A 23,406-nucleotide genomic window follows, 5' to 3' on the forward strand; every position below is an offset into this window, starting at 1 on the left:
GTCATGGACTCGACCACCGCCCCGTCGCCGAACAGCCCCAACCCGAGGGAGTCGTCGCGGTGCGTGTACGCCCGCGTCGTGATCGACCTGTGCGAGTTGGCGAAGGCCTCGACCGACGACCGGTCGACGAAGACGTCGAGCGCGACCTTGCCGCCCTCCAGCGCCAGCGGTCCGCTGTGCACGCCGAGGTCGGCCTCCAGGCTGGACCTGTTGCCCGCGCGGGTGCGGTCCACGCCGAACTGGCCGCTGCCGGTGTCGTAGAACAGCCGGGTGCGCTCCTCCTCGCCGGGGCTGCGCAGCACGTCCAGGCCGAAGCGCTGCGCGGTACCCGGTTTCACGGTCAGCCGGACGTGCAGCATGTCGCCCTTGATCGCCGCCAACGAGGTGTTGACGGCCCCGATGCCCGTGGGGGTCTTCACCTCCAGCAGCGGCGCGCCGTCGTGCAGGGCCGCCACCTCGCGGACCGGGTTGATCGCCATGTCCCCGTCGGGGCGCACGCCCAGTTCGACGGGCAGGCCGGCGTTGTGCGCCCACCCGGCGTCGAAGTGCGCCTGCTCGGTGCGCCGGTCCTGGGTGATGCTGAACAGCAGGGACCGGCCGTCCGGGCCCACCGTGCCGCTGGGGCCGGTGAAGTGCTCGCCGTAGTCGAACAGCTTCGGCGTGGTGGTGTCGGGCGTCCAGCGGCGGGCGTTCGCGTCCCAGGTGCCGACCCAGTAGAAGGTGTTCTTGCTGCTGTGCGGGCTTGCGCTGGTGAACGCCGGGTTGACCAGGAACGCGTGCTTCTGCCTGCCCGCGGCGTCCTTGCCGAGCGGCAGCAGCACCGGCAGCTCCCACACCTGCCCGGTCTTGGGGTGGGCGCCGACGTCACCGGTCATGAGCGGACCGGCGTAGGTCCAGTCGGTGAGGTTGGTGGAGGTGTAGAGCAGCGCGGTGCCGCCGACGTCGCCGCCACCGGTGGTCTGCACGCCCGACCCGACGAGCTGGAACCAGGTGTCGCCCTCCTGCCGCACGTACGGGTCGCGGAACTCGCCGAAGCGGACCTTGCGGCCGGCGCCGACGTCGAGGTCGGCCCGCTGCTCGGTGACCAGGCGCGGTTCCATCCGCCACTCCACCAGGTCGGGGTCGTCCGGGTTCACCGGGCGGGCGATGCCGGTGGCCTGGTTGGGGCGCTTGGAGTCGTCGCCCGCGGTGATGAACAGCACCGGGTCGCCGTTCCGGTCGAGGGTCGCGCCACCCGACCACACGCCGTCCGGGGCGACGCTGCCCGCGGTGGGCGCCAGGGCGACCGGAAGGTCGCGCCAGTGCACGAGGTCCTTGCTGACCGCGTGGCCCCAGCTGATGTTGTGCCAGTACGGGCCGTGCACGTTGTGCTGGTAGAACAGGTGGTACTGGCCGTTGGCGAAGATCGGCGAGTGCGGCTCGTTCATCCAGTGGTTCGGCGCGGTGAAGTGGTAGCCCGGACGGTACTCGTCCCCGTCGTAGCGCGAGCGGTCCTGCACGATGTCGGCGGCCGGGATGGTCCCGCCGGCGAAGGTGGCCAGGGCCGTGGCGTGGTCGGCGGCGACCTCGGCCGGGGTCAGCGCCCGGCGCTGGAGCTTCACCTCGTCGACGAGGCCGCTGAACATGTTCACCGCGAAGGTGCCGTTGATGATGGCCGGCTGGTTGTGCTTGCCGATCAGCAGCGGCACACCGGCCTGCTGGAACCCGGCACCGGTCGGGATCGCGGTCTCGGCGACCTGCGCGCCGTTGAGGTAGAGCCGCATCCGGCCCTGGGCCGGGTCGAACGTGGCCACCAGGTGCGCCCACGCGTCGGTGCGCAGCGCGGCGGACGGGGGAGCGGTGACCTCGCGCCAGGCGTCGCCCGTGCCGATGCCGAGCTTCCAGGTGCCGTGCCGCCCCACGCCGAGGGAGAAGCCCCGGTTCGCGGTCTGCTCCTGCTGGTTGACGATCGCGGAGACCTTGCCCTCGTCACCCCACTCGAACCCCTGCGGCGCGACCCACGCCTCGACGGTCAGGGCGTCCTGGTCCAGCGGCACCGACCCGGCGGCGCGGCTGACCCAGGTCGAGTAGCCGTCGAACAGCAGCGCCTCGGACAGCACGCCCTTGCCGTCGTTCGCGGGCTGCCACAGCGGGTCGCTCTCGGGCTTGTAGACGGCCTGGTTGAACACGTAGCTGATCGGGTCGGCCTGGCCGCTGACCCGTTCGACGGTCGAGGCGCCGGAGCCCTCCCGGAAGTCCCAGTGGGCGGCGGTGGCCCCGGCGGGCTGGTCGAGCCCGATGCGGAGGTCGTCGAAGTTCAGGTGCCCGAACCCCGCGGTCGACTGGTCCACCAGCTTGACGCGCAGCTGCTGGCCGAGGCGGTCGCGGACGTCCCAGGTGACCCTGCGGTACGCCTCGCCGTCGGCTCCGGTCGCCTTGTGCAGCACCGTGCCGTCGGCGGTGGTCAGCGCCGCGTACAGGGCGGCCTCGTCCCGGCCGCCGCCGACCAGCGCGCTGACCACGCCGGTGCCGGTCAGGGTGAACGGGTCCGAGGTGAGCGTGCCGGTGGCCGCGTCACCGCCGCTCTTGAAGCCCCACAGGTGGTGGGTGCCCTGCTGGCCGAAGCAGCACCCCCACCCCCAGCTCGTCTCGGTGGTCAGGGCGGTGGCGAACGCCTGCCCCTGCGCCGTCCACCCGGACAGGTTCCCGGACTCGAAGCCGGGGTTGGTGACGCCGCCGCCCGCGGGCTGGTCGAGACCGACGCGGACGTCGTCGAGGTTGACGTGCCCCCAACCGCCGGTGGCCTGGTCGACCAGCTTGATCCGCAGCTGCTGGCCGAGGCGGTCGCGGACGTCCCAGGTGACCCTGCGGTACGCCTCGTCGTCCGTGCCGGTCGCCTTGTGCAGGACCGTGCCGTCGGCGGTGGTCAGTGCCGCGTAGAGGGTGTTCTCGTTGCGGCCGCCGCTGATCAGGACGCTGACCACGCCGGTGCCGGTCAGGGTGAACGGGTCCGAGGTGAGCGTGCCGGTGGCCGCGTCGCCACCGCTCTTGAAGCCCCACAGGTGGTAGCTGCCCTGCTGGTTGAAGCAGCAGCCCCAACCCCAGCCGGGGTCCGAGGACACGGCGTTCGAGAACGCCTGCCCCTGTGCCGTCCACCCGGTCAGGCTGCCCGACTCGAAGCCGGGGTTGGCCAGGGTGCCGGGTTCGGCGGCGGCGCCGGTCGCCGGCGGTGGACCGAGCGACGTGGCCGCTATCAGGGCGGCCAGGACGAACCCGGCGCGACGCACCAGGCCCCTGGTGGCATGACGTGCCATGTGACGTCTCCTCGACGGTGAGGTGATAAATCGAAACATCGTGAGCGCCGATGCTGCGGGCAGGCGTTCCAGGTAAACAAGGTGGTAACGAGGCAACTTTACCGTTTTGTTACATCAAGATGACCCTTGTTCGCCGTGGTAATTCGATTTACCATCACGTCGGGCTGCCGCCTCGGCGGGCCACACCGGACCCACGGGCCGCGGTCGCGCCCACCACCGCTCCGACAAGGGGAAAGACATGATCATCGTTGGTGGCGAGGCCCTCATCGACCTCGTGCCGGACCACGCCGGCGGCTACCGCCCGCTGCCCGGCGGCAGCCCCGCCAACACCGCCGTCGGCCTCGGCAGGCTCGGCACGCCGACCGCCCTGCTGGCCCGCCTGGCCGACGACCACCTCGGCGCACTGCTGCGCGCCCACCTGGAGACCTCCAACGTCGACCTGCGCCACGTCGCCGCGTCGACCGCCCCGACCACGCTCGCGGTCGTGGACGTCGACCGGAACGGCGCGGCCGACTACTCCTTCTACGTCGACGGCTGCGCCGACGGCGGCTGGCGGGTGGGCGACCTCCCGACCGACCTGCCACCGGACGCGGCACTGCACGTGGGCGGCTCCTTCGCCCTCGCCGTCGAACCGATGGCCACGGCGTTCGAGACCCTGCTCTCCCGCGAGCACCCCCGCCGCGTCGTCACCCTCGACCCCAACATCCGCCCCTCCCTCGTCGACGACGACACCGCCGTGCGCGCCCGGCTGCGGCGCTGGCTCGGCATGGCCGACGTCGTCAAGGTCAGCGCCGACGACCTGGCGTGGATCGCCCCCGACCGGCCGACCGCCGACGTCGTCGCCGAGTGGCACGAGCAGGGACCCGTCCTCGTCGTCGTCACCCGGGGCGCGGACGGCGTCCACGCCTCCGGCCCCGCCGGGTGCGTCGACCTGCCGGCCCCGTCCGTCGACGTCACCGACACCGTGGGCGCCGGCGACGCCTTCACGGCCGGCCTGCTGGCCGCGCTCGACCGCGACGAACTGCTCACCCGCGCCACCCTGACCACCGTGACCCGCGCCGAACTGACCGAGGCCCTCACCTACGCCCAACGCGTCGCGGCCATCACCTGCACCCGCCCCGGCGCCGACCCCCCGTGGTTCGACGAACTCCTCCCCGCCGCGACCGACCGCCCGTGAACGACACGGCACTGGGGCGACACCCGTGCGCGAAGGGGCATCGGTGGTGCCCGTGGTGTTCCCCCCGTGCCCTTCGCCGCCCGGCCGGACGCGTCTAGACCGAAGTCGTCCGCATCCGCCCCTTCGCGCGGAGGTCAAGCGTGCACGCTCACGAATCCCCGGCCCCGGAGAAGGCGCCGGGCGCTCAGCCCGTCCACCTGTCGGAGGACACCCGTGCGGACGGGCCGGGAAGCCGGCCGTCGACGCAGCTCTCGCCGACAGCGCTGGTGGCGTTGCAGCGCACGGCCGGCAACACCGCCGTGGCCGGCCTGCTCGGTGAGCAGGCCGCGGTCCAACGTTCGACGGTGCCGGACGTGGTGGCCTCCCCGGGACGTCCACTGGCGGGGCCGATCCGCGCCGAGATGGAGGACAGGCTCGGCTCGGACTTCTCCGACGTGCGGGTGCACGCCGACGAAGCGGCCCGTCGGTCGGCGACGGAGATCGGCGCGCGGGCCTACACCGCGGGCAGCCACGTGGTCCTCGGCGAGGGCGGAACCGACCGGCACACGCTGGCCCACGAACTGGTGCACGTCCTGCAACAACGGGTCGGGCCCGTGTCCGGCGCCGAGACGGGCCACGGCTTCCGGGTCTCCGATCCCGCGGATCGCTTCGAGCGGGAAGCGGACGCGGTCGCGACCGGTGCGCTGTCCCTGCCGCCGAGCGGCCGGGCGACCCGGACCGATCCCGCGACCGCACAGGCGTCCGGCACCGGCGACGGCCAGGTGCAACGCGCGCCGGGGAAGAGGCCCGCGGAGGGCGAGCAGCCGGGGCCGGCATCCCAACGGAGGAAGGAGGGGTCCCCGGAAGCCGAGGTGGAGGACGACGACCTCCACGTCTCCGACTGGTCCGACTACGACCCGAACGAACCATCTCCGCAGGCGCGGCAGGGGGACACCGGCGCGGAGCAGGGCCAGGCCGGGTCGACCGCCGAAGAGGCGGGAGGGACTGTCGCGGAAGCCGTGGCGGAGGGCGACCTCGAAGATTTCCTCGACCTGGAGGACATCGATTTCGACCAGCTCGGCCTGGGGGGAAACCCGGGCGACACCGGCGTCGGCCGGGCTCAGGGAGCGTCGAACCCGGCGCACGCCAGGAAGAGCACCTACCCGTCGAAAGACGAACTGAAAGAGATCGCCAAGCGCGACCCGCAGCTGCGGACGCTCGACCGCATCGGACGTGTCCTCAAAAAGGGGATGGGAAGAGGCGAGGGCATAACGCCGCACCTCGCGGTACGACTTGAGGGTGACGAACTGCACGTCGCGGGAAACGAACAGCAGCCGATCACGCCCGCCCAAAGACAAGGTGCAACCGACTACCTCGCCCATGTCCGGGGAACCTCCCCCCTGAGGGGGACGAAGAGCCAGAGGAGGGACGCGAGCAAGACGCGCAGGGTCGTGCAAGAGGCGTACCGACCGGCGGACCTCCCCGAGGAGTGGAAGAAGAGCGTGGCCGCGGCCCTGAAGCGCAGCCTCGTCTGGAACAGCAGGTCCACCACCGACGACGACAACGCCAGGCAGACGGAAAGTCGAGTGCACGGCGAGATGAACCTGCTGGGGGAGATAGTCGCCCAGCAGAAGAAGTCGAAGAACCCGACAGCCGAGGAGAACGGGGAACGCACCCAGATCCTGCTGGGTGGGAATCTGATGCCGTGCGGGGCCTGCAGCTGGGTGATCGACGCCGTCAACGACGTCATCGGCAAGGCGTGCGGCTTCAAAGTGGTCGCCACCAGAACCCACGGCCAACTCTACCGGTGGGACCTCCCCCACTGGCTGACCACCGACCCGGACGAACTCGACCGACAGGTCGTCCAAGAGGTCCGGGACAAAGCGCGACAAGCCGGCTACGAACTCAAGGACGGGAAACTGCAGAACCTCCCCAGCGCGAGGAAAGGGGCCGAACCGCCGGGGTCCGATTCCGAATGAGAAACCGAGGACGCCGGCTCGGGCCAGATCTCGATCCTCCGACTGATCGGTCAGGTGTCGACGCCGACCCGCGTGGCGAAGGCGTTCAAGCCGGGCAGCGACAGTCGTGTCCTGCGGTCGAGCAGGTCGGCGACGATGCCCTGGATCGGCGCACGGTGGCGCACTTCGTCCGGTGACGCGATTTCCGCCGCGAGCAGCGCCCTGTAGGCGTGCTCCGGTTTGTCCCACTGGTGGAAGCTGCGGGCGACGTCGGACCAGTAGCGAGCCCGGCGTTCGGCGTTGGGGATGGCGTGCGGAGCGACGCGGCGCGCCAGTTCGATGGCTTGACCGAAGTCCCCGAGCACCCGGGCGGTGCTGATCTGGTAGAGCGCGACCGCGGTCGGGCCGAACGGCAGTGCCCGGTATTCGTGTTCGGTGCCGAGGCGGCGGGCGGCGGCCTGCGCTTCGTCGAGCAGCGTGTGCGCCTTCGAGCGATCGCCCTCGACCGCTGCGGTGTACCCGGCCGTGGACAGCAGGGCGCCGAAGACGGTCAGGTGCTCCGCGCTGCGGTGCAGGTCGCGTTGCACGGTCGTGGCGGTATCGACGATCAGTCGTTCTGCGACGTCGAGGTGGCCTTCGCGGCGGAGCACGATCGCCCACATGCGGCGAGAGCCGGCCTGCAGCAGGGGGTCTCCGCTGTTGTCGGCTGCCTGGACGGCGCGGTCGGCGGCGGTCCACGCGGACCACCCGCGGCCGTACTTGACCATCAGTTCGGACACGAGTTCGAACAATTGAGCGAGATGGCCGTTCACGAGTTCCAGTTGTCGGCCGGTGGATTCGGCGCGGGTCGCGACCGCCCTGGTCAACAGATCGGGGAGGCTGGAGATCACTGAACCGTAGTGGGCCGTTCTGGAAGACGGTCTGCGCGTGCCGCACCGACAGGCCCAGGGTGTCGACGGGCAGCGTCGTGGCGACGGGCGAGGGCGCCAGCAGGGCGTTTTCCAGCGCGGCGACGGAGTCGGCGACCGGGCGGCCTTGCGCGGGTGTCGATGTGCCGACCAGCACGGCGGATGCGGCTGCTCCGGTGAGCAGCGTGCGACGGCGCATCGGGTCAGTCTCCTCGTCGGGCGACAGGTTGGTGGAGACCCCAGCGAGGGAGTGGGCGCGTGGCAGGGAGGCGTTGTCCGCTTCGCAGCGGGTGTCGGCCAGGCCGACCCAGCGCGGCGGGAAGTCCAGGGCGTCGGACAGGCGTCGCAATGTGGGGATGTCGTCCAGTGGTCGTTTACCGGTCCCCATGCGCGAGAGCGTCGCGATCGAGTACCCGGTGGCCGAGGCCAATCGTGCGAGTGTGACGCGCCTGATGCGGCGGACGTTGCGGATGATCTCGGCGTGGTCACCCGACGCCACTGCCTGCTTCGCAGTCCTCGTGGGCGCCGACGGGTTCCGGGCCGAGTCCGTCATCGCCAAGGCGCAACGCGACCTCACCGCACTGCTCTACGCCGACGGCATCCACGACAGCCTCTACCTGTTCGCGGGCGACCGCCTCGTCGCAGCGGGACACGACCCGGTCGTCGAACCCACCGCCACACCACCGGCACCGCTGAGCGCCTGAAACGCCTGGAGTGGACCTGCCCGATTCACCCGATCGGTGAGCCGTGTTCACACAACAGTGTCGTTCCCTGCTCGACCGCACGCAGCGCGGCGACAATTCTGTCCGCCAGCACCGGCTTCACCTTCGGCCGCACCTGGGTCATGGTGTGGAACGAGGCGGACAGGATCTCGTCAGCGCCTGGCTTGATCGCCGCCACGTCCGCCGGGCGCAGGACGCCCCCGTCGAAGACGAACACGATCCCCTCGGGACGCCCGTCCTGGGGCAGCAGCCAGTCGACCACGAGCAGTCGTCCGGTCGGCGTGCGCAACCCCAGTTCTTCCGCCGTCTCACGGGCCGCCGTCGCCCACGGCGATTCGTCGTACTCGCCCGCACCGCCGGGGATCTCCCAGTTCGGCTTGTAGGAGGGCTGCACCAGCAGCACACGTCCGTCCGGGTCGCGGAACAGCATCCCGGAGGCCGTCCTTTTGCGGGGCAACGCGGCCGTGTACCGGTCGACAGGCAGTAACGCGCCCGACGTTCGGGCCGGCGCGGTTCGCGGGACGTCCACTCGCGGCACCCTAGGCCACGGGTCCGCTCGGTCCCGTCCAGGGCCGCGTGCCGTGTTGTCCCTCCGGGAATCGGAGGGTAGCGACGATCGTGGCGTGGAGCGAGTACCTCATGTTCACGGGAATCCTCGTACCGCGACTGCGGTGACTGCCCGTTGCGAACCACTCGGGCTTGCGCAGGAAGCGGGCGCGCAGAGAGGGCGCAGATGCGCAAAGGGTCATCCCGCTCGAAAAACCTGTGATCTTCGCAGTGGTGAAGCTCGCCGCCCGGACCTCCCGGCTCGCACGAGGAAGTCGCTTCGTGACCGGCGACTTCGCAGGCCGTGGTGTGCTTTGTCCATCAGCTTCGTACCGGTATCGGATATCGGTGGTCGGGTGGTGTCCAGCGGGTTCGGTGTGCGCTGAACCACGGTGCGGCGAAGTCGACGAGAGCGCGTACCGGCAGGAGTCGGGCCACCACTCGGCAGGCTCCTGGCCGAGGAAGGCCGGGTCGCGCAACTGTCACGACTGCGTGGGCATCACCAACGTTCCGGACGGCCCCACCACGTCCCGGAGGGCGTCGAGGACCGCCTGCTCGTCGCCGACCGGGAAGTGATCGGGAGGGTTCTCGGTCACCCCGTCGTGGCGATGCGCGCGCCGACGTGCCTGTGGTGCAGGGCGTCGACCGCGTCGTGCCACAGGTCGACCAGCTCGGCGGGGTCGGGTGCGCCCTCGGGGGCCAGGACGGAGAGCCGGGCGACGTCGCCGTAGCCGACGAGCAGGCCGAAGCAGGTGTGGCCGGGAGGCAGCCACGGGATCGCGGTCACGTCCGTCACCGGAGCACCGAGCAGGACCAGTGGTGATGCCACGCGGATGTTCGACAGGGTCACCGCGACGCGCGACGGGTCGGTGATCCGCAGTTGCGCCCAGCCGGCGGCCCGGTGGGACGCGTGGTCGGCCACGTCGCGCCAGGCCCGCCGGTGCCGTTCCAGGCGTCGGCGGCCGGCCGCGGCGACGACACCGCGCACCCGGTCGACGTCGCCGCCCGGCAGCGCCACGCGCATCAGCCCGATCCGGTTGGTGAAGCGGTCGTCTTCTTCGCCGGACCGGGTTTCCATCGGGAGGGCGATCTGCCGCGGCGATCCGCCGGGCGCCCAGCGGTCCAACGCCTCGGCCATCGCCGCCAGGTGCACCTGGTTGACCGTGGCGCCGGTCCGCCCCGCGATGTCCTTGAGCGCGGAGAGGGGGACCGCCCGCTGTCCCAGCACCCGGCCGGGGCCGTGCTCGCCGGGGGTGGCGGTGGGTGCCGGGGCGTAGGTCCTCGCCAGGTCGGGCGCCAGTGCGAGGAGCCCGGACCACCCGCGTCGCCGGGAACGCCGAACGGCGGCCGTGCGGACGGCGGCGGGTTCCTCCTCGCCCAGCAGGGCGGTCACCGTGCGGACGGCGGCGCCGGCGTCCTGCCGCGCGTGGTGCGTCAGGTAGTACAGCGACCAGGAGTCCGGTCCGTCGGGCGCCGTCCACAACCCCCACGGCGGGCGTTCCGGCGCGAACGAGTCCGCCAGTACGGTTCGCGCCGGGAGCACACCCACGTGCGCGGGCAGTTCGCGGACGTGGTGGGCGACGTCGAAGTCGGGGTCGTCCTCCCAGCAGACATCCCCACCGTGGACATCCCCACCGTGGACATCCTCACCGTGGACCAGGCGTTGCCTCAGCGGCGAGAGCCGCTCGATACGCGCCGCCACGCGGGCGCGCAGCAGGTCCAGAGAAGGACGCGGACCCGTCATCCGGAAGACGAGACCCATGTGCAGGTCGGTGGGGTCCCGGGTGATGAGGCCCAGTCGGGCGAACGCCGCGGCCATGAAATCCGCCGGCTGTCGTGAATGCGTGCCGGTCATGGTGATCCCCCGGGGTGAGGGCGTCCTGCCGGGGGACGCCGGTGGCCGGAGCCTCGGCCCGCCCGTCGGCGGCGGTCAACGAACGACGTCGCGACGGTGCCCGAACGGGCAGGGACCGGGTGTCCACTTCGTCCCGAACGGGCACCGGCCGGAGCGGATCGCCTGCCGCCGAACAGGAGGAGGGACGTCGACGCCACTTCGGACGGTGCCGTGTGAACGAACGTGCACCTCGTGTGAACGAACGGGAAACTCTTGATCCGCACCCTGTTTTAGGGGTGGGGAGCGCGTGCTAATTTCCGCTGCAAGTTGTTCTGGTTGCTATTCCTGTGGCGTTCGTCCTCCCGTGTTCACCTGTAGTGATAAAAGATTTAACGACCGGATTACCGCCGAAGGTATCGGTGGTGCCAAGGCGAGGGACTCCTCATGGTGTTGGCTCCTGCGCTTTTCTCCCTGAGCTCTGGTGAACCTCTCACCCCTGCTTCCCTGGAAATGGCGGCACAGCCCGTCGCCGTCACCGTCGAGGACGGGACCGAACAGGACCTGGCGGACGGGCGCGCGTTCGTCGACCGCTGCCTGGACGGGGGGCGCCCGGTCTACGGCGCGACCACCGGGTTCGGGCCGCTGGTGGTGTTCGACGGCCGCGCGGACGCCGCGGACCAGTGCGACAACGTGCTCCAGCACCTCACCGCGGGACAGGGGCCCGACCTGCCGGCGGACGTGGTCAGGGCGGCGGTGCTGGTGCGGATCTGGTCGCTGTCGCGGGGGCTGTCCGGCGTCTCGCCGGAGACCGTGCGGGCGCTGCGGGACATGGTGGCGACGTCGTTCGTCCCGGCGGTGCCGACGCTGGGCTCCGTGGGCGCCAGCGGCGACCTGGTGCCGCTCGCGCACGTCGTGCAGAGCCTGCGCGGCGTCGGGCACGCCTACGTGGACGGTGTGCGGATGCCCGCCGCCGAGGCCCTGGCGCTGGCCGGGCTGACGCCGCTGGTCCTGAGCGGGCGGGACGCCCTGTCGCTGGTCAACGGCACGTCCGTGACGACGGCGGCGGCAGGGCTCGCGGTAGCGTCGACCCGCCGTTCGCACGAGGTCGCCATCGCCCTGAGCGCCCTGCTCACCGACCTGCTCGGCGCGGCGCCCGCGTTCCTGTCGCCGTCGCTGCTGGCCGCCTTCGGCCACCCGGAGACCGTCCTGGTGGGGGAGCGGCTGTCCTACTGGCTCGACGGCACCGTGCCCACCGGCAAGCGGGCGTTGCAGGAGCCCTACAGCGTGCGGTGCGTGCCGCAGCTCCTCGGTGCCGCCCGGTCCGGGATGGAGTGGGCCGAGCAGGTCGTGCGCCGCGACCTGGCGGGCGTGAGCGACAACCCGCTGTTCTTCGCCGAGGAGGACCTGGTCGCGCACGGCGGCAACTTCTTCGGCCAGCCCTCGGCGTTCGCCTCCGACATGCTGTCGATGACCGCCACCCAGACCGGGAACCTCGCCGAGCGCCAGCTCGACCTGATCATCGACCCGCACCGCAACGAAGGGCTGCCCGCGATGCTCTCGCCGCGCGCGGGCGAGCAGCACGGCGTGCAGGGGCTCCAGGTCGTGGCCACGTCGGTGGTCGTCGCGATGCGCCGCGCCTGCACCCCGGCGAGCATGCAGAGCATCCCCACGAACCTGCACAACCAGGACGTCGTCCCCTTCGGCACCCAGGCGGCGCTCACCGCCCTGGACCAGGCGCGGTCGCTGCGCCTGCTGCACGGCTGCCTCGGCGTCGCCCTGCGCCAGGCCGCCCACCTGCGCCCGGGGGGCACTACGGCCCCTCGCTGCGGCGAACTGGTCGCCGCGCTCGCCGAGGTGGTCGAGCCGATCGAGCGCGACCGGCCGCTGGACGCCGACATCCGCGCCGCCGCCGACGCCCTCGACCGCTTCGTCGAGCGGCACGTCCCGACCCTGGTCCACGACGCGGCGTTCCCGGCGGACCGGTCATGACCGCCGTGGTCGACGCGCCCGGACCGGCGGCCGAATCCACGGACCTGCCCGCCCTGCGCCTGCCGGCGCCCGACGCCGCCCTCGCCGACTGCGTCCCCCCGTGCCGGCGGCCCCCCGCGCTCCGGCTGCCCGACGCCCTGTCCGACGCCGATTCGCTGGGCTGGTACCGCTGGGTGCTCGGCCACCACGTCGCCGTCTGCGTGTGGCGGCTGCTCGGCGACCGCCTCTCCGACGCCCTGCGCCCCGACGCGCCGGAGGAGGCGGGCGACGCCGTGGCGGGGCTCTACGACGCCTACTCCGCGCTGCTGCTCTACTCCGGCAGCTGCTCGCCCGAGACCTACGCGACGGTCATCCGGGCCCGGATGAAGGCCCGCCACCCGGCGTTCAGCGGCACGTGGGCACGGGACTACGAGCACGTCTCCGACCTGCTCGGCCGGTTCAAGCCGGTCGCGGGCGACCGGGTCAAGCGCGCGCTCAGGACCAACCGGCTCGTGCACATGACCGTCGCCAAGCGCCTGGTGCCCCGCGGCAAGTCCCTGCTGCGCGAGTCCGGCATGGACCCCACCCGCGTCACCGACGCCGACCGCGACCGCTTCGACGACTTCTTCGGCATCGCCCGCGCCGGGGTCTGCCGCGCCGAGTTCGACGACCAGCTCGCCGACCGGGTGGCCCTCGTCGTCGAGGACCTGGCCGCGCGCCCCGACACCGCGCACTACGACAACGACGACGTGAGCAGGCTCCAGGCCGGGCTGCCGGAACACCTGGAGCAGCTGGTCGCCCACCCCCGGAGGAAGGTCGCGCCATGAGCAGCCCCGACACCGTGAAATCCGTACGGCTCGACGAGGACGTGCTCGCCTACGTCCGCGAACAGGTGCTCCCGCTGACGCCCGCGCAGCAGGACCTGGTCGAGCGGACCCACGCCCTCGGCGGCGTCGCCGAGATGCAGATCCCGCCCGAGCAGGGCGCGCTGCTGACCCTGCTGACCAAGTCCGTCGGCGCCCGCACCGTGGTCGAGGTCGGCACGTTCACCGGCTACTCGACGCTCGCGCTCGCCTCCGGCCTCGCCCCCGGCGGCCGGGTGATCACGTGCGACCTGTCCGACGAGTGGACCGCGCTCGCCCGCGAGGCGTGGGCGGCGGCGGGGGTCGCCGACCGCATCCGCGTCGAACTCGGACCGGCCGCCGACACGCTGCGCGCCCTGCCCGACGAGCCGTTCGTCGACCTGGCGTTCATCGACGCCGACAAGACCGGCTACACCGAGTACTGGGAGCTGCTGGTCCCGCGCGTCCGCCCCGGCGGCCTCATCCTGGCGGACAACGTCCTCTACGCCGGCGAGGCCGCCCTGCCCGACGCCACCGGCAACGCCGCGGCCATCCGCGCCTTCAACGCCCACGTGAAGGCCGACGACCGCGTCGACTCCGTGTTGCTGACCGTCGCCGACGGCCTGACCATCGCCCGCAAGAAGTCCTGAAGCGCCGAGGAGACCGACCGTGAGAGCCGCCATCCTGCACGCACCGGGGGAACTGCGCACCGAGACGGTGCCGGACGCCGCCGTCGAAGGACCCACCGACGCCGTCGTGCGCGTCCTGGCCGCCGGCATCTGCGGCACCGACCTGCGCGGTTTCGCGGGCCACCCCGGCCCGGTGCGCGGACCGCGCTGCGGGCACGAGTTCGTCGGCGTGGTCGAGGCCACCGGCGCGGACGTGCGGACCGTGCGCCCGGGCGACCTCGTCGTGTCGCCGTTCCAGTTCTCCGACGGCGCCTGCGCGCCCTGCAGCCGGGGGGTGACCAGTTCGTGCCGCTCGGGCGGGATGTTCGGCGTCGACGCCGGCGGCGGGCAGGCCGAGGCCGTGCGGGTGCCGTTCGCCGACGCGACCCTCGTCCCGGTCCCGACCGACCCCACCGACGAGCGCCTGCCCGGCATCCTCGCGCTGGCCGACGTCATGTCCACCGGCACGCACGCCGTCGCCTCGGCCGGCCTGCCCGCCGGCGCGACCGTGGCCGTGGTCGGCGACGGCGCTGTCGGCCTGTGCTCCGTCCTCGCCGCCCGCCACGCCGGCGCCGAGCGGATCTTCCTGTTCGGCCGCCACGCGAACCGGTTGGAGATCGGCAAGTCGTTCGGCGCGACCGATTTCGTCACCGCGCGCGGGGACGAGGCGCACGCCGCGCTGCGGGAGGCCACCGGCGGGGTCGGCGTCGACCTGGTGGTCGACGCCGTGGGCGAGCAGTCCGCGCTGGACACCGCGATGGCGGTGTGCGCGGACGGCGGGTCCGTCGCCCTGGTCGGCGGCCCGCACGGCGGGGTCGACATGATGACGTGCTTCCTGCGCAACATCACCGTCACCGGCGGCCTCGCACCGGCCCGCGCCTACCTGCCCGGCCTGGTGGACGACGTGCTGTCCGGCCGGATCGACCCCTCCCCGGTGTTCGACCACGTGGTGACGCTCGACGACGTCGCCTCGGGCTACGGGGCGATGGCCGCGCGCACCGCGACGAAGGTGCTCGTCCGGCCCTGACCGCACGGACAGGGAGCCCGCACGAACAGGGAGCGTTCCGATGACCACCGAGCACCCCGCCCCGTTCGCCGACCCGGGCACCGCGGGGGTGGCCGAGTACGTGCTGCCCCACCGGCCCGCGCTCGACGGGCGGGTCGCGATCGTCGACCACTCCCGCGGCGGTGAGCGGCGGTGGACCTACGCCGCGCTGACCGCCGCGGTGGCGGGCCTGGCCGCGCGGCTGCGCGACATCGGCGTCACCGAGGACGACGTGGTCGCCGTCCTCACCGAGAACAGCGCCGAGTTCGTCATCGCCCACCACGCCGTGCTCGCCGCCGGCGGCGTGGTCCTGCCGCTGGACCCCCGGGACAAGCAGGACCGGTGGAGCGAAGACCTGGCGCGGTGCGGTGCCCGCGCCGTCGTCGCGGAGGAGGCCCTGTGGCCCGCGCCGCCCCTCCCCGTCCTCCGCCCCGACGAGACGGTCCCTCCCGGCACCGCCCGGCCCGAACCGGTGACGGGGGGCGACCGGCCCGCGGTGCTGCTGTCCTCCAGCGGCACGCAGGGCCTGCCGAAGAAGGTCGTGGTCACCCACCGCAACCTCACCGCGGGGCTCGCGCAGATCGCACGAGTGCACCGCATCGGCGACGGCGAGGTGGTCGCGTGCTGCGGCCCGCTGCGCCACGTCTACGGCATGCAGATGGCGATGAACGCGACCCTGCGCGCAGGCGGCACCCTGGTCATCGGTCCGGGCCGGTTCGACGCCGCCGCGTTCGCGGCCCTGCTGGACGGCACCGGCACCGCCATCGCCTACCTGGTGCCGAGCGTCGTCGCCGGGCTCGCCGCGCTCCCGGGCCCCGCCGTGCCGCGTTCCCTGCGGCTCGTGGTGTCCGGCGGCGCGCCGCTGCCCGCCGCGGCCGCGTCCGGTTTCGCGCAGCGGTACGGCCTGCCGGTCGTGCAGGGCTTCGGCATGACCGAGGCCGGGTGCGTCTCCTTCACCCCCGACGACCACCCGGTGCCGGCCGGGACCGTCGGCGTGGTGCTGCCCGGCACCGAAGCCCGGTTCGTCGACCCGGCGACCGGTCGGGACGCCGTGCCCGGCGAGCTGTGGTTGCGAGGACCGCAGATCGCCGCCGGCTACCTCGACGGCACGCCCCTGCGCGACGCCGACGGCTGGTTCCGCACCGGCGACCTGGCGCTGCTCGACCCCGGGGGCCACCTGCGGATCGTCGGCCGCCTCAAGTCGCTGATCAAGTACAAGGGGCACCAGGTCTCGCCCGCGGAGCTGGAGGACGTCCTCGTGGGCCACCCGGCCGTCACCGACGCCCTGGTGGTGGGCGAGGACGACCCCGTGGCGGGCGAGGTGCCCAAGGCGTACGTCGTGGTGACCGGCAAGGTCGCGCTGGGCGAGATCACCGCGCACGTCGCCGCGCGGGTCGCGCCGCAGAAGCGCGTCCGCCGGATCGAACGCGTCACGGCGATCCCGCGCTCGGCGACCGGCAAACCCGTCCGGCCACCGGCGGTGAGGGTGGTGGTGACCGGTGGGGGGCGCGGGCTCGGCCGCGAGTTCGCCGTGGCACTGGCGGGGGTGGGCGCCTCGGTGCTGGTCGTGGGGAGGGACCGGGGCGCGCTGGACGAGACCGTCGAACTGGCGCGCGACCTGCCCGGGACCGTCGAGCGCGCGCGGGCGGACGTGACCGACCCGGACACCCTCACCGCCGCCGTCGTCCCGTGGGACGCCGACGTGCTGGTCAACAACGCCGCCCTGCCCGGCCCCATCGGACCGACCTGGGAGGTCGACCCCGACGACTGGTGGCGCACCTTCGAGGTCAACCTGAGGGGGGCGCAGACCGCGACCCGGGCCGTCGTCCCCGGCATGGCCGCCCGCGGCGGCGGCCGGGTCGTCACCATCGTCAGCCGGGCCGGCAGGCTCCGCTGGCCGCACGCGAGCGCCTACGCCGTGTCCAAGGCCGCGTTGATCGCGCTCACCGCGAACCTCGACGGCGAACTGCGGGGCACCGGCGTCACCGCCGTGGCCTTCGACCCCGGCCTGCTCGACACCGGCATGACCAGGGCGCACCTGGACCGGGGGCACGTCGGCGACCCGTGGGCCGACGGCATCCTCGACTTCACGTTGCGCGCCCGCGACGACGGCGGGTTCACCCCGGTCGCCGACGCGACCGCCGCCCTCGTCCGCATCGCCACCGGTGCCGCGGACCACCTCTCCGGGCGCTACGTGGAAGTGGGGGACGTGTAGCACCGCTCACCGCGCCGGACCGGCGCCGGGTGCCGGCCGGACTTGTGGGCAAAGGTGGCGGCCCGGGTGGGCAGACGCCCTCCCCGGCGCGGTGTCACGTGACCGACCGCGTGGTCAGCTTGGTGCAGGCCATCCGGAAGGCGGTAGACGTGGTCATCCGTACGCAACGAGCCGACGCGGTGTCGGCGGTGCCCGACGTCACCCCACCCGACCGGGGACGCCCGAGCCGCGCCCGGTCCGCGCACCGATCGTCCACCTGATGCCCCCGGGTGACGAGGGCGCGGTGCCCTTCCCGCGCGAGGAGTTCGGCGGCGACCTGTTCCTGCTGCTCGCCGCCGACGGCAGGCTCGTGCTGGAGCCGGCGGAGGCGGACCGGATCATCGCGGGCCTGAAGCGCACGCTCGACGTGGTCGCCGACCGCCTGCGCATGGTCGACCTCCTGCGGGACGTGCCCCTGGACAAGCTCCGCCGGCTCCACCCCGGGCTCGACAGGGTCGTCGCCGACGCGGCGTTCGAGGAACAGGTCACCGGGGGACACCTGCGGCGGACGCTGCACGAACTGCCCAAGTACATCGAAGCGCTCGAACTGGCCAAGCGGTCCGCGCCCGCCGAGGAGGTCCCCGACGGGCGCGGCGGTCCCGCGACCGCGACCGCGCCGTGACCCTGTCGAGCCGTCGATCAGGCGGTGCGCCCGCCCGTCGTCCGCGGCGGGAACGGTGTGCCTGCCGAAACGTCGTCCGTTCAGGTCAGGCGACGTGGTGGCGCGCGATGGGGAACGCCCGATCGGCGGGGGAGAACCGCGGACGGGTATCACCCAGTCGGTGTTGCAGGACGGTGGTCCTCAGGTAGGCCAGTCGAAGCGGCACGGTCGGTCGTCGTGCCGCGCCAGTCGACGGCGCTGCGGACTGTCGGCGTTCCACCCCGCACCGCCGTCGCCACCGGCCTGACCGCCCGCGTCGACGCCGAACGCGCCGGGGCCCGACCGGGAGTCGCGTTGCGCTGTTCGCCGACGTCCCGCGTGCGAGCGGTCGTCTGGTCCGGAGAGCCCTCGGGCCGCTACCGTGGGGGCACACCGCCGACAAAGGGTCCTGCTCCGCTTTGGAGGTTCTCTTGGTGTTCCTGCGTTTTCTGACCCGAGTGGCCGGTGTGTCGACCTTGGTCGTCGGTCTGCTGACCGGTGTGGTCGTCGGCACGGCCAGTGCCTGCCAGTGCCTGCCCGGCGGGGAGCCGCAGCGGTACGCACGCGCCACCCACGTGTTCGCCGGTTCCGTGATCAGCAAGGTCTACGAGTCGCCGAGCAACCTGCGCTACACCTTCAAGGTCGGCGACGTCTACAAGGGCGACGTCCCCGACGTCGTCGTGGTCGGGACCTACGGGGAGACATCGGCGTGCGGCCTGGTCTACCTGCAGGTCGGTGACGAGTACCTGATGTTCACCACCCTCCGTGGCGACAGCCTGCGGACCGGCACCTGCGACGGCAACCGGCCCGCTTCCCTGGGCCCGCCCGTCACGGAGCCGACCGCCGTCGCCGCCTCCGCCGGCGTCGCACCCTGTGACGCGGCCGTGGCCTGAGCACGTCGGTGCGTCCGGGAGCCCGTCCTCCCGGACGCACCACCGCCGCGTGGGCTCGACCGGGGTGGATCGCCCCGCGGAAAATGCGCTGAGGGCAGGCCCGTAGTGCCGGTACGGTGCGCATTCCCGGAACACCCGGAGGGGTTCGGTGATCGGTGATCGGGCACGGTTCGGGGTCCTGGTGGGGCCCGCGGAGGCCGAGCACGCACAGCTGCGCTCCGTCACGATCTACGTCGGCGGCGAGAACCTCACGTTCCGGGACGACCAGGTGTACGTGCCGAACTTCCTGCTCCGGGTGGGGTTGACGCTGCGCGCGCTGGACGACTGGCCCGACCTGGCGCCGCACGCCGCGGTCCTCGGCACCGACCCGCGGGCGCTGCACGAGCGCCTGGTCGTCGAGAGCGAGCACGACCCGGTCCTGGCGTCGTGGGAAAAGCGGCTGTCGTTCCTGGAGTGGGGCGAGATCACGTTCCCGTTCCACTCGTTCCTGTTCCGCTTCGGTGACCGCACCTGGTTGACCGCCCGGCACCGCGAAGGCGGGTTGCGGGCGGTGGAGATCGGGCTGGCCGAGCTGCGGGACATCGTCGAACGGGCGCACCGCGTGGTCGCCGACGACTACGCGGCCCACCGGAAGCGCGCCGGGCTGGACTGAGCCGTCCGCACACCGGCGCCACCTCCGCGGCGGTGACGAACCCGCGACACTCCGCGCTCCACCACCTCATGTCGTCCTACCCGGCGTCGGATTCCGTCCGGTGGGACGCGATCCCGGCCGGCGTTGACGAGGTCGCGGATGGGCAGCGGCCCTCAGGTGTGGACCAGGCGGGTGATCGCCGGGGGCGTGGTCCACTACCCGATGCAACAGCACTGTCGTACCTGTGAGGAGGGTGCGTGTACCCGGCGGCCGAAGGCCCGGTGAACCGTCCGACGGGCTTCTTCGAGCAGCCGGTCTGGACCGTGCTCGGGCTCCTGGTCGTGTGCCGGTCCCATGATCCCGCTGGTCGGGATCAGCGGGTACGTCCCCGACGACGACCGCTGCACCAGGGTCCGGATGCTGGTCACCGTGCCGGGCCGGCCGCCGTTCACCACGAGCCACCTCGTCGACGGGGAGCAGGCCATCGAGGTCGGGGCGGGCATCCCGGTCGACGTGCACCCGACGCGGGACCTGTTCCGCCTGGCCGCCGAGCCGTCCGCGGGTGGGGTGTCGCGGTAGTCCTCCGCGGTCGGGACCACGCCGGTGCGCGGACGCCGGACCACCCCGCTCCGGCGGGCGGGCTGTTGCCCGTCTGGGTAGGAGGCGGGTGGGGGCAGTCCTGATACACCCATCTTTTTCCCGCCCGAGGTTGAGGGGGCGACCCTCATGACATCGGTGTTTGCGCAGGTCAGGCTTCTCCTATCGACAGCGAAGGGGCCACGGGAGGTGGCCCCCTCCACAGGAGGCAGGAACCCCATGTTGCGCAAGGTCGTCATCGCCGCCATCGCCACCGCCGCCGTCAGCTCCGTCGCCCTGCCCGGCCTCGCCGCCGCCGACCCGATCATCGGCACGCCGTCGCCGTGCGTGAAGCTCACCGACGTCACCGGCCCCGACTTCGAGGTCAAGCAGTGCGGCGTCAGCGACGTCGACCAGTACCGCGCCGGCTTCGCGGCCAACGGCGGCACCCACTGCGGTCCGTCGTCGCTCTACAACGTGCTGCACTACTGGGGGCACGAGAAGCAGGCACCGGTCGGCTGGCTCACCACCAAGGTCCGCAACCTCGACCCCAAGGACCCGGCCCACTACGGCATCGTCACCAACTCGATCGGCCGGATCGCCACGGACTCCCAGTGGAGCGTCGAGGACGGCACCAACTCGACCAACCTGCGCACCGCGTGGAACATCGCCACCAAGCCCGCCCGGGATGTCGGGTGGTCGACGGCGACCGGCGGGATCGGCACCACCTCCGGCCCGGACTTCGCCGGTGAACTGGCCAAGAAGCTCAACCAGGGCCCGGTGCAGATGTGGTACGGGCGCTACGTCGCGGGTCCGCAGAACAGCCTGAAGCGCGACGGCGGGCACCTCGTCACGGTGGTGTCGGCCAAGGGCTCCTTCGGCGGTGACTTCGTGCAGCTGCGGCTGGCCGACCCGGCCGAGGCGGCGGACCACGGCCAGGCGGGCTACCTCGACACGCAGTCCGCCTACGAGACGCTGGCCGTGACGCTGACGCGCCGGTCGGTCTACGAGTACCTGCCCGTGAAGGACGACGAGACGACGCCGGTCAACGAGAGCCTGCAGCCCGGCACGTACCGCTCGGTCGAGCGCTGGGAGCTGTCCGGCACGGCGTACGCCGACCAGAACAAGCCGCTGGTCGAGGGCTTCAACTGGTTCACGATGTCCCCGCCGGTCGGCTGAGTCCCCGGTCGTGCAGGCCCCGCTCGCCGAGCGGGGCCTGTCGCCGTGCCGGCGAAGTCCGGCCGAATGGCCGAAACCGCTGTCCCGGCGCGCCGCCCCCGGTCCGCGGTGGGGAACAAGGACTCCGGACTGTCGGGAACTCCATTCCGCGAGCAGTGCCGGCCTGCGATCATCGACGCGTGTCGAGCCTGGTGCCGGCGGGTGTGGTGACGGCGGTCGCGGCGGTGCTGTACGCGGCGTTGGCCGTGCTGAGCCGGCGGCCGAAACCGGCGGAGCGTGAGGTGCGCGCGGCGCTCCCCGGGCTGGAGATCGACCCGTTCCACGCGCTCGCCGTGCGGTGGGCCCACACCAGTGCGATCGACGACGACGCCGTCGCGACCCTCCTGCTCGACGACCTGATCACCCTCGACGCCGAGGGCATGATGACGGTGACGGAGCGCGGCCGGGACCCGCGGCACGCGCCCGCCCACCCGGTCCCGGCCGCGTGGCTGGACGCCGTCGCCCGCGCCGGCCGGCCGGTCGCCCTGTCGGAACTGCGCCGCGACCCCGAGCTGCGCGAGCGGTGCGAGACGTTCCTGCGGGAGCAGGACGCCCGGCACGCCAGGTGGATGCGTCCCGTGCCGGACCGCGCGGCGACCGCCGCCCTGATCGTCACGTGGCTGCTCGGCTTCTTCTACGCGGCCCTGCTGCTGTTCTCCGGCGGGCACCGCCCGCCGGGCGGGATCGCCGGCGGGCTGGGCCTGACCCTGCTGCTCGGGGTGCTGTTCACCGCGCTGCTGAGCCGGCTCGTCAACCACGCCTTCCCCGACCCGCCGGAACTGTTCCGGGAGCACTGCGCCGGGTTGCCGCCGCACCCGGCGACCGGCCTGCTGGACCCGGACCGGCGGGCGCTGCTGCGGGTCAGCTGGAACTACCGGACCGAGTACGAACTGCACCAGCAGCGCATCCGCGATGCGTACGACAACGACAGCGGCGGCTTCTGACCCGGCTCTGCGGACGGGGTGGACCGGACAGGCCCGGGTGACGGCGCCAGAATCACCCGATCGTGTTCGGAACTTCCCTTGTCGCCGCGCTGTCCCGCACCAGCTTCGACAGGGCCAGCACCCCGACTCCGACGAGCACCGTCCACCACGGGTACCGCCAGTCGGCCAGGACGTTGTACCAGTCGGACCCGGAACGGCCGACGGCCGTGTCCGTCAGGGCGCGACGCAGCAGGAGCAGCCGGGCGAGGGACTCCACCAGGGCGAGCGCGGGCAGGGCGATCAGCAGGTACAGGCCGAACACGCGCAGCCGCGAGGCCGTGGACGCGACGAGGAAGCCGTGGTCGGTGGCGTGGTCGAGCAGTCTTTTGAGCAGGAAGAACAGGATGGTGTAGCCGAGCGCGCCCGGCAGTTGCTCCGCCAGCACGAGGCCCCTGGCCCCGCCGGAGAGCTGCTCGAAGCAGAAGCGCTGGCTGTCGATGTCGACCAACACACCGGCCTGGAGGTAGTCGTCCTCGGTGTCCTGCACGGTGAACGGGCCGTTGTTCACGGTGGAGAAGCACGCGAACTGCAAGGTCGGCGTGAACAGGGTCACCCCCGACCGGATGACGACCCCCATGGCCGAGAGCACCCACAGGACCCGGGCCAGCGTGGTGAACGTGCCGAGGGGGTGCTTCCCGCCTCGCGCGCCGTCCCTCGGCCTGCGGCGGCGTGCGTTGTCGTCGTCGCCGGACAGCGGCGGTAACGGGGACGTCCCTGGCACGGTTCTCCCAACGTCGAGGTCGGTGGTGCCGGGAGACCCTACCGACGACGGGAACCGGGTGGTCGGCGATCGCCGCACTGGCCGACGCCGTGCAAAGGCAGTGGACGCGAGCGGCGGTCCGCCCGGGGACCCTGCGCGAGTCGCACGATCTCACGACTCCACCGTCCTGCGCCGTAGGTGGACCGTCGTGCTCGACGAGCCCGCGTGCGCACCGGGCGGGTACGACGTCGTACCCGCCCGGCTCCGGTGGTCCGTCCCGCGACACCGCTCGCAGCGGGGGCTACGGCGTCACGGGCTTGCCGCCGAGGGTGACGGCGAGGCGGCCGTCCGCGGCGTAGGACCAGCCCAACGCGCCGGAGTAGGACGCGCACCGGGAGCCGTTCGTCCCGGACCAGAACTGGTTCGACGCGTCGGAGTTGCCGACGACGCGGTCGTTCGCCCCGCTGCCGCTGCGGCACGAGGTGTTGTCGCGGAACACCGACGTCCCGCCGTCGAACGTGTAGTTGCGCTCGTCGTTGTCGATGCTGAGGTTGTTCGAGATCGTCATGGT

At 72.6% G+C, this 23,406-nt stretch carries 18 protein-coding genes and 2 pseudogenes; 13 read left to right on the plus strand and 7 right to left on the minus strand.

Going from position 1 to position 23,406, the window contains the following annotated elements; translation table 11 throughout:
• On the minus strand, positions 1-3,293 hold a 3,293-nt coding region (locus tag ACR807_RS31920), incomplete at its 3' end, for a GH32 C-terminal domain-containing protein (RefSeq protein ID WP_438925183.1).
• A gap of 238 nt (positions 3,294-3,531) precedes the next feature.
• On the opposite strand from ACR807_RS31920, the gene ACR807_RS31925 reads away from it, so the two are divergent.
• Both ACR807_RS31925 and ACR807_RS31930 read left to right on the plus strand, forming a co-directional pair.
• Positions 3,532-4,470: a carbohydrate kinase family protein gene (locus ACR807_RS31925; RefSeq protein WP_438925184.1), complete on the plus strand. Its 939-nt coding sequence runs from the start codon at positions 3,532-3,534 to the stop codon at positions 4,468-4,470.
• A 140-nt stretch (positions 4,471-4,610) separates the two neighbouring features.
• Positions 4,611-6,428, plus strand: a complete 1,818-nt coding sequence (locus tag ACR807_RS31930) for an eCIS core domain-containing protein (protein WP_438925185.1) — start codon at positions 4,611-4,613, stop codon at positions 6,426-6,428.
• Positions 6,429-6,478: 50 nt separating this feature from the next.
• Here ACR807_RS31930 and ACR807_RS31935 read toward each other — a convergent pair whose 3' ends face one another.
• The 4 genes and pseudogenes from ACR807_RS31935 to ACR807_RS31950 all read right to left on the minus strand — a co-directional run bounded on the left by ACR807_RS31935 (position 6,479) and on the right by ACR807_RS31950 (position 10,438).
• Positions 6,479-7,297 (minus strand): hypothetical protein, encoded by an 819-nt coding sequence (locus ACR807_RS31935; protein ID WP_438925186.1) that lies wholly within the window; start codon positions 7,295-7,297, stop codon positions 6,479-6,481.
• A gap of 391 nt (positions 7,298-7,688) precedes the next feature.
• Positions 7,689-7,868 (minus strand): annotated as a pseudogene (locus ACR807_RS41685) (hypothetical protein); the annotation flags it as partial.
• A 176-nt stretch (positions 7,869-8,044) separates the two neighbouring features.
• Positions 8,045-8,575 (minus strand): NUDIX domain-containing protein, encoded by a 531-nt coding sequence (locus ACR807_RS31945; RefSeq protein WP_438925188.1) that lies wholly within the window; start codon positions 8,573-8,575, stop codon positions 8,045-8,047.
• Between the two features lie 600 nt (positions 8,576-9,175).
• Complete coding sequence (locus tag ACR807_RS31950) at positions 9,176-10,438, minus strand: WS/DGAT/MGAT family O-acyltransferase (protein ID WP_438925189.1); 1,263 nt, start codon at positions 10,436-10,438, stop codon at positions 9,176-9,178.
• A gap of 489 nt (positions 10,439-10,927) precedes the next feature.
• Between ACR807_RS31950 and ACR807_RS31955 the strand changes: the two genes are divergently transcribed.
• The 11 genes from ACR807_RS31955 (at position 10,928) to ACR807_RS32005 (ending at position 22,096) form a co-directional block, all read left to right on the plus strand.
• Positions 10,928-12,406: an HAL/PAL/TAL family ammonia-lyase gene (locus ACR807_RS31955; RefSeq protein ID WP_438925190.1), complete on the plus strand. Its 1,479-nt coding sequence runs from the start codon at positions 10,928-10,930 to the stop codon at positions 12,404-12,406.
• Positions 12,403-13,212, plus strand: a complete 810-nt coding sequence (locus tag ACR807_RS31960) for a 3-methyl-L-tyrosine peroxygenase-related protein (RefSeq protein ID WP_438925191.1) — start codon at positions 12,403-12,405, stop codon at positions 13,210-13,212. Before ACR807_RS31955 ends, ACR807_RS31960 begins: the two co-directional genes overlap by 4 nt.
• Complete coding sequence (locus ACR807_RS31965; RefSeq protein ID WP_438925192.1) at positions 13,209-13,877, plus strand: O-methyltransferase; 669 nt, start codon at positions 13,209-13,211, stop codon at positions 13,875-13,877. The genes ACR807_RS31960 and ACR807_RS31965 overlap by 4 nt, the downstream gene beginning before the upstream one ends.
• Positions 13,878-13,896: 19 nt before the next feature.
• Positions 13,897-14,922, plus strand: a complete 1,026-nt coding sequence (locus ACR807_RS31970; RefSeq protein WP_438925193.1) for a zinc-binding dehydrogenase — start codon at positions 13,897-13,899, stop codon at positions 14,920-14,922.
• Positions 14,923-14,962: 40 nt separating this feature from the next.
• Positions 14,963-17,155: an SDR family NAD(P)-dependent oxidoreductase gene (locus ACR807_RS31975; protein WP_438925194.1), complete on the plus strand. Its 2,193-nt coding sequence runs from the start codon at positions 14,963-14,965 to the stop codon at positions 17,153-17,155.
• Between the two features lie 259 nt (positions 17,156-17,414).
• Entirely contained in the window at positions 17,415-17,816 is a 402-nt protein-coding gene (locus tag ACR807_RS31980) for a hypothetical protein (RefSeq protein WP_438925195.1), read from the plus strand.
• A 452-nt stretch (positions 17,817-18,268) separates the two neighbouring features.
• Positions 18,269-18,727: a hypothetical protein gene (locus ACR807_RS31985; protein ID WP_438925196.1), complete on the plus strand. Its 459-nt coding sequence runs from the start codon at positions 18,269-18,271 to the stop codon at positions 18,725-18,727.
• Positions 18,728-18,875: 148 nt separating this feature from the next.
• The gene (locus tag ACR807_RS31990) at positions 18,876-19,379 is read left to right on the plus strand and encodes a hypothetical protein (protein ID WP_438925197.1); all 504 of its coding nucleotides are present in this window, start codon (positions 18,876-18,878) and stop codon (positions 19,377-19,379) included.
• 333 nt (positions 19,380-19,712) lie between these two features.
• Complete coding sequence (locus ACR807_RS31995) at positions 19,713-19,937, plus strand: hypothetical protein (RefSeq protein ID WP_438925198.1); 225 nt, start codon at positions 19,713-19,715, stop codon at positions 19,935-19,937.
• A gap of 237 nt (positions 19,938-20,174) precedes the next feature.
• Positions 20,175-21,113 carry a hypothetical protein gene (locus ACR807_RS32000; RefSeq protein ID WP_438925199.1) on the plus strand — a complete coding sequence of 313 codons (939 nt, stop codon included), beginning with the start codon at positions 20,175-20,177 and terminating at the stop codon, positions 21,111-21,113.
• Between the two features lie 179 nt (positions 21,114-21,292).
• Positions 21,293-22,096, plus strand: coding sequence for a hypothetical protein (locus ACR807_RS32005; protein ID WP_438925200.1), 804 nt, complete (start codon positions 21,293-21,295; stop codon positions 22,094-22,096).
• A 52-nt stretch (positions 22,097-22,148) separates the two neighbouring features.
• Here the strand turns inward: ACR807_RS32005 and ACR807_RS32010 are convergent, their stop codons facing one another.
• Positions 22,149-22,856: a hypothetical protein gene (locus tag ACR807_RS32010; RefSeq protein ID WP_438925201.1), complete on the minus strand. Its 708-nt coding sequence runs from the start codon at positions 22,854-22,856 to the stop codon at positions 22,149-22,151.
• A 280-nt stretch (positions 22,857-23,136) separates the two neighbouring features.
• A pseudogene (locus ACR807_RS32015) lies at positions 23,137-23,406 on the minus strand (cellulose-binding protein); the annotation flags it as partial.

It is taken from the genome of Saccharothrix sabaoui, from assembly GCF_051756985.1.
GTDB lineage: Bacteria > Actinomycetota > Actinomycetes > Mycobacteriales > Pseudonocardiaceae > Actinosynnema.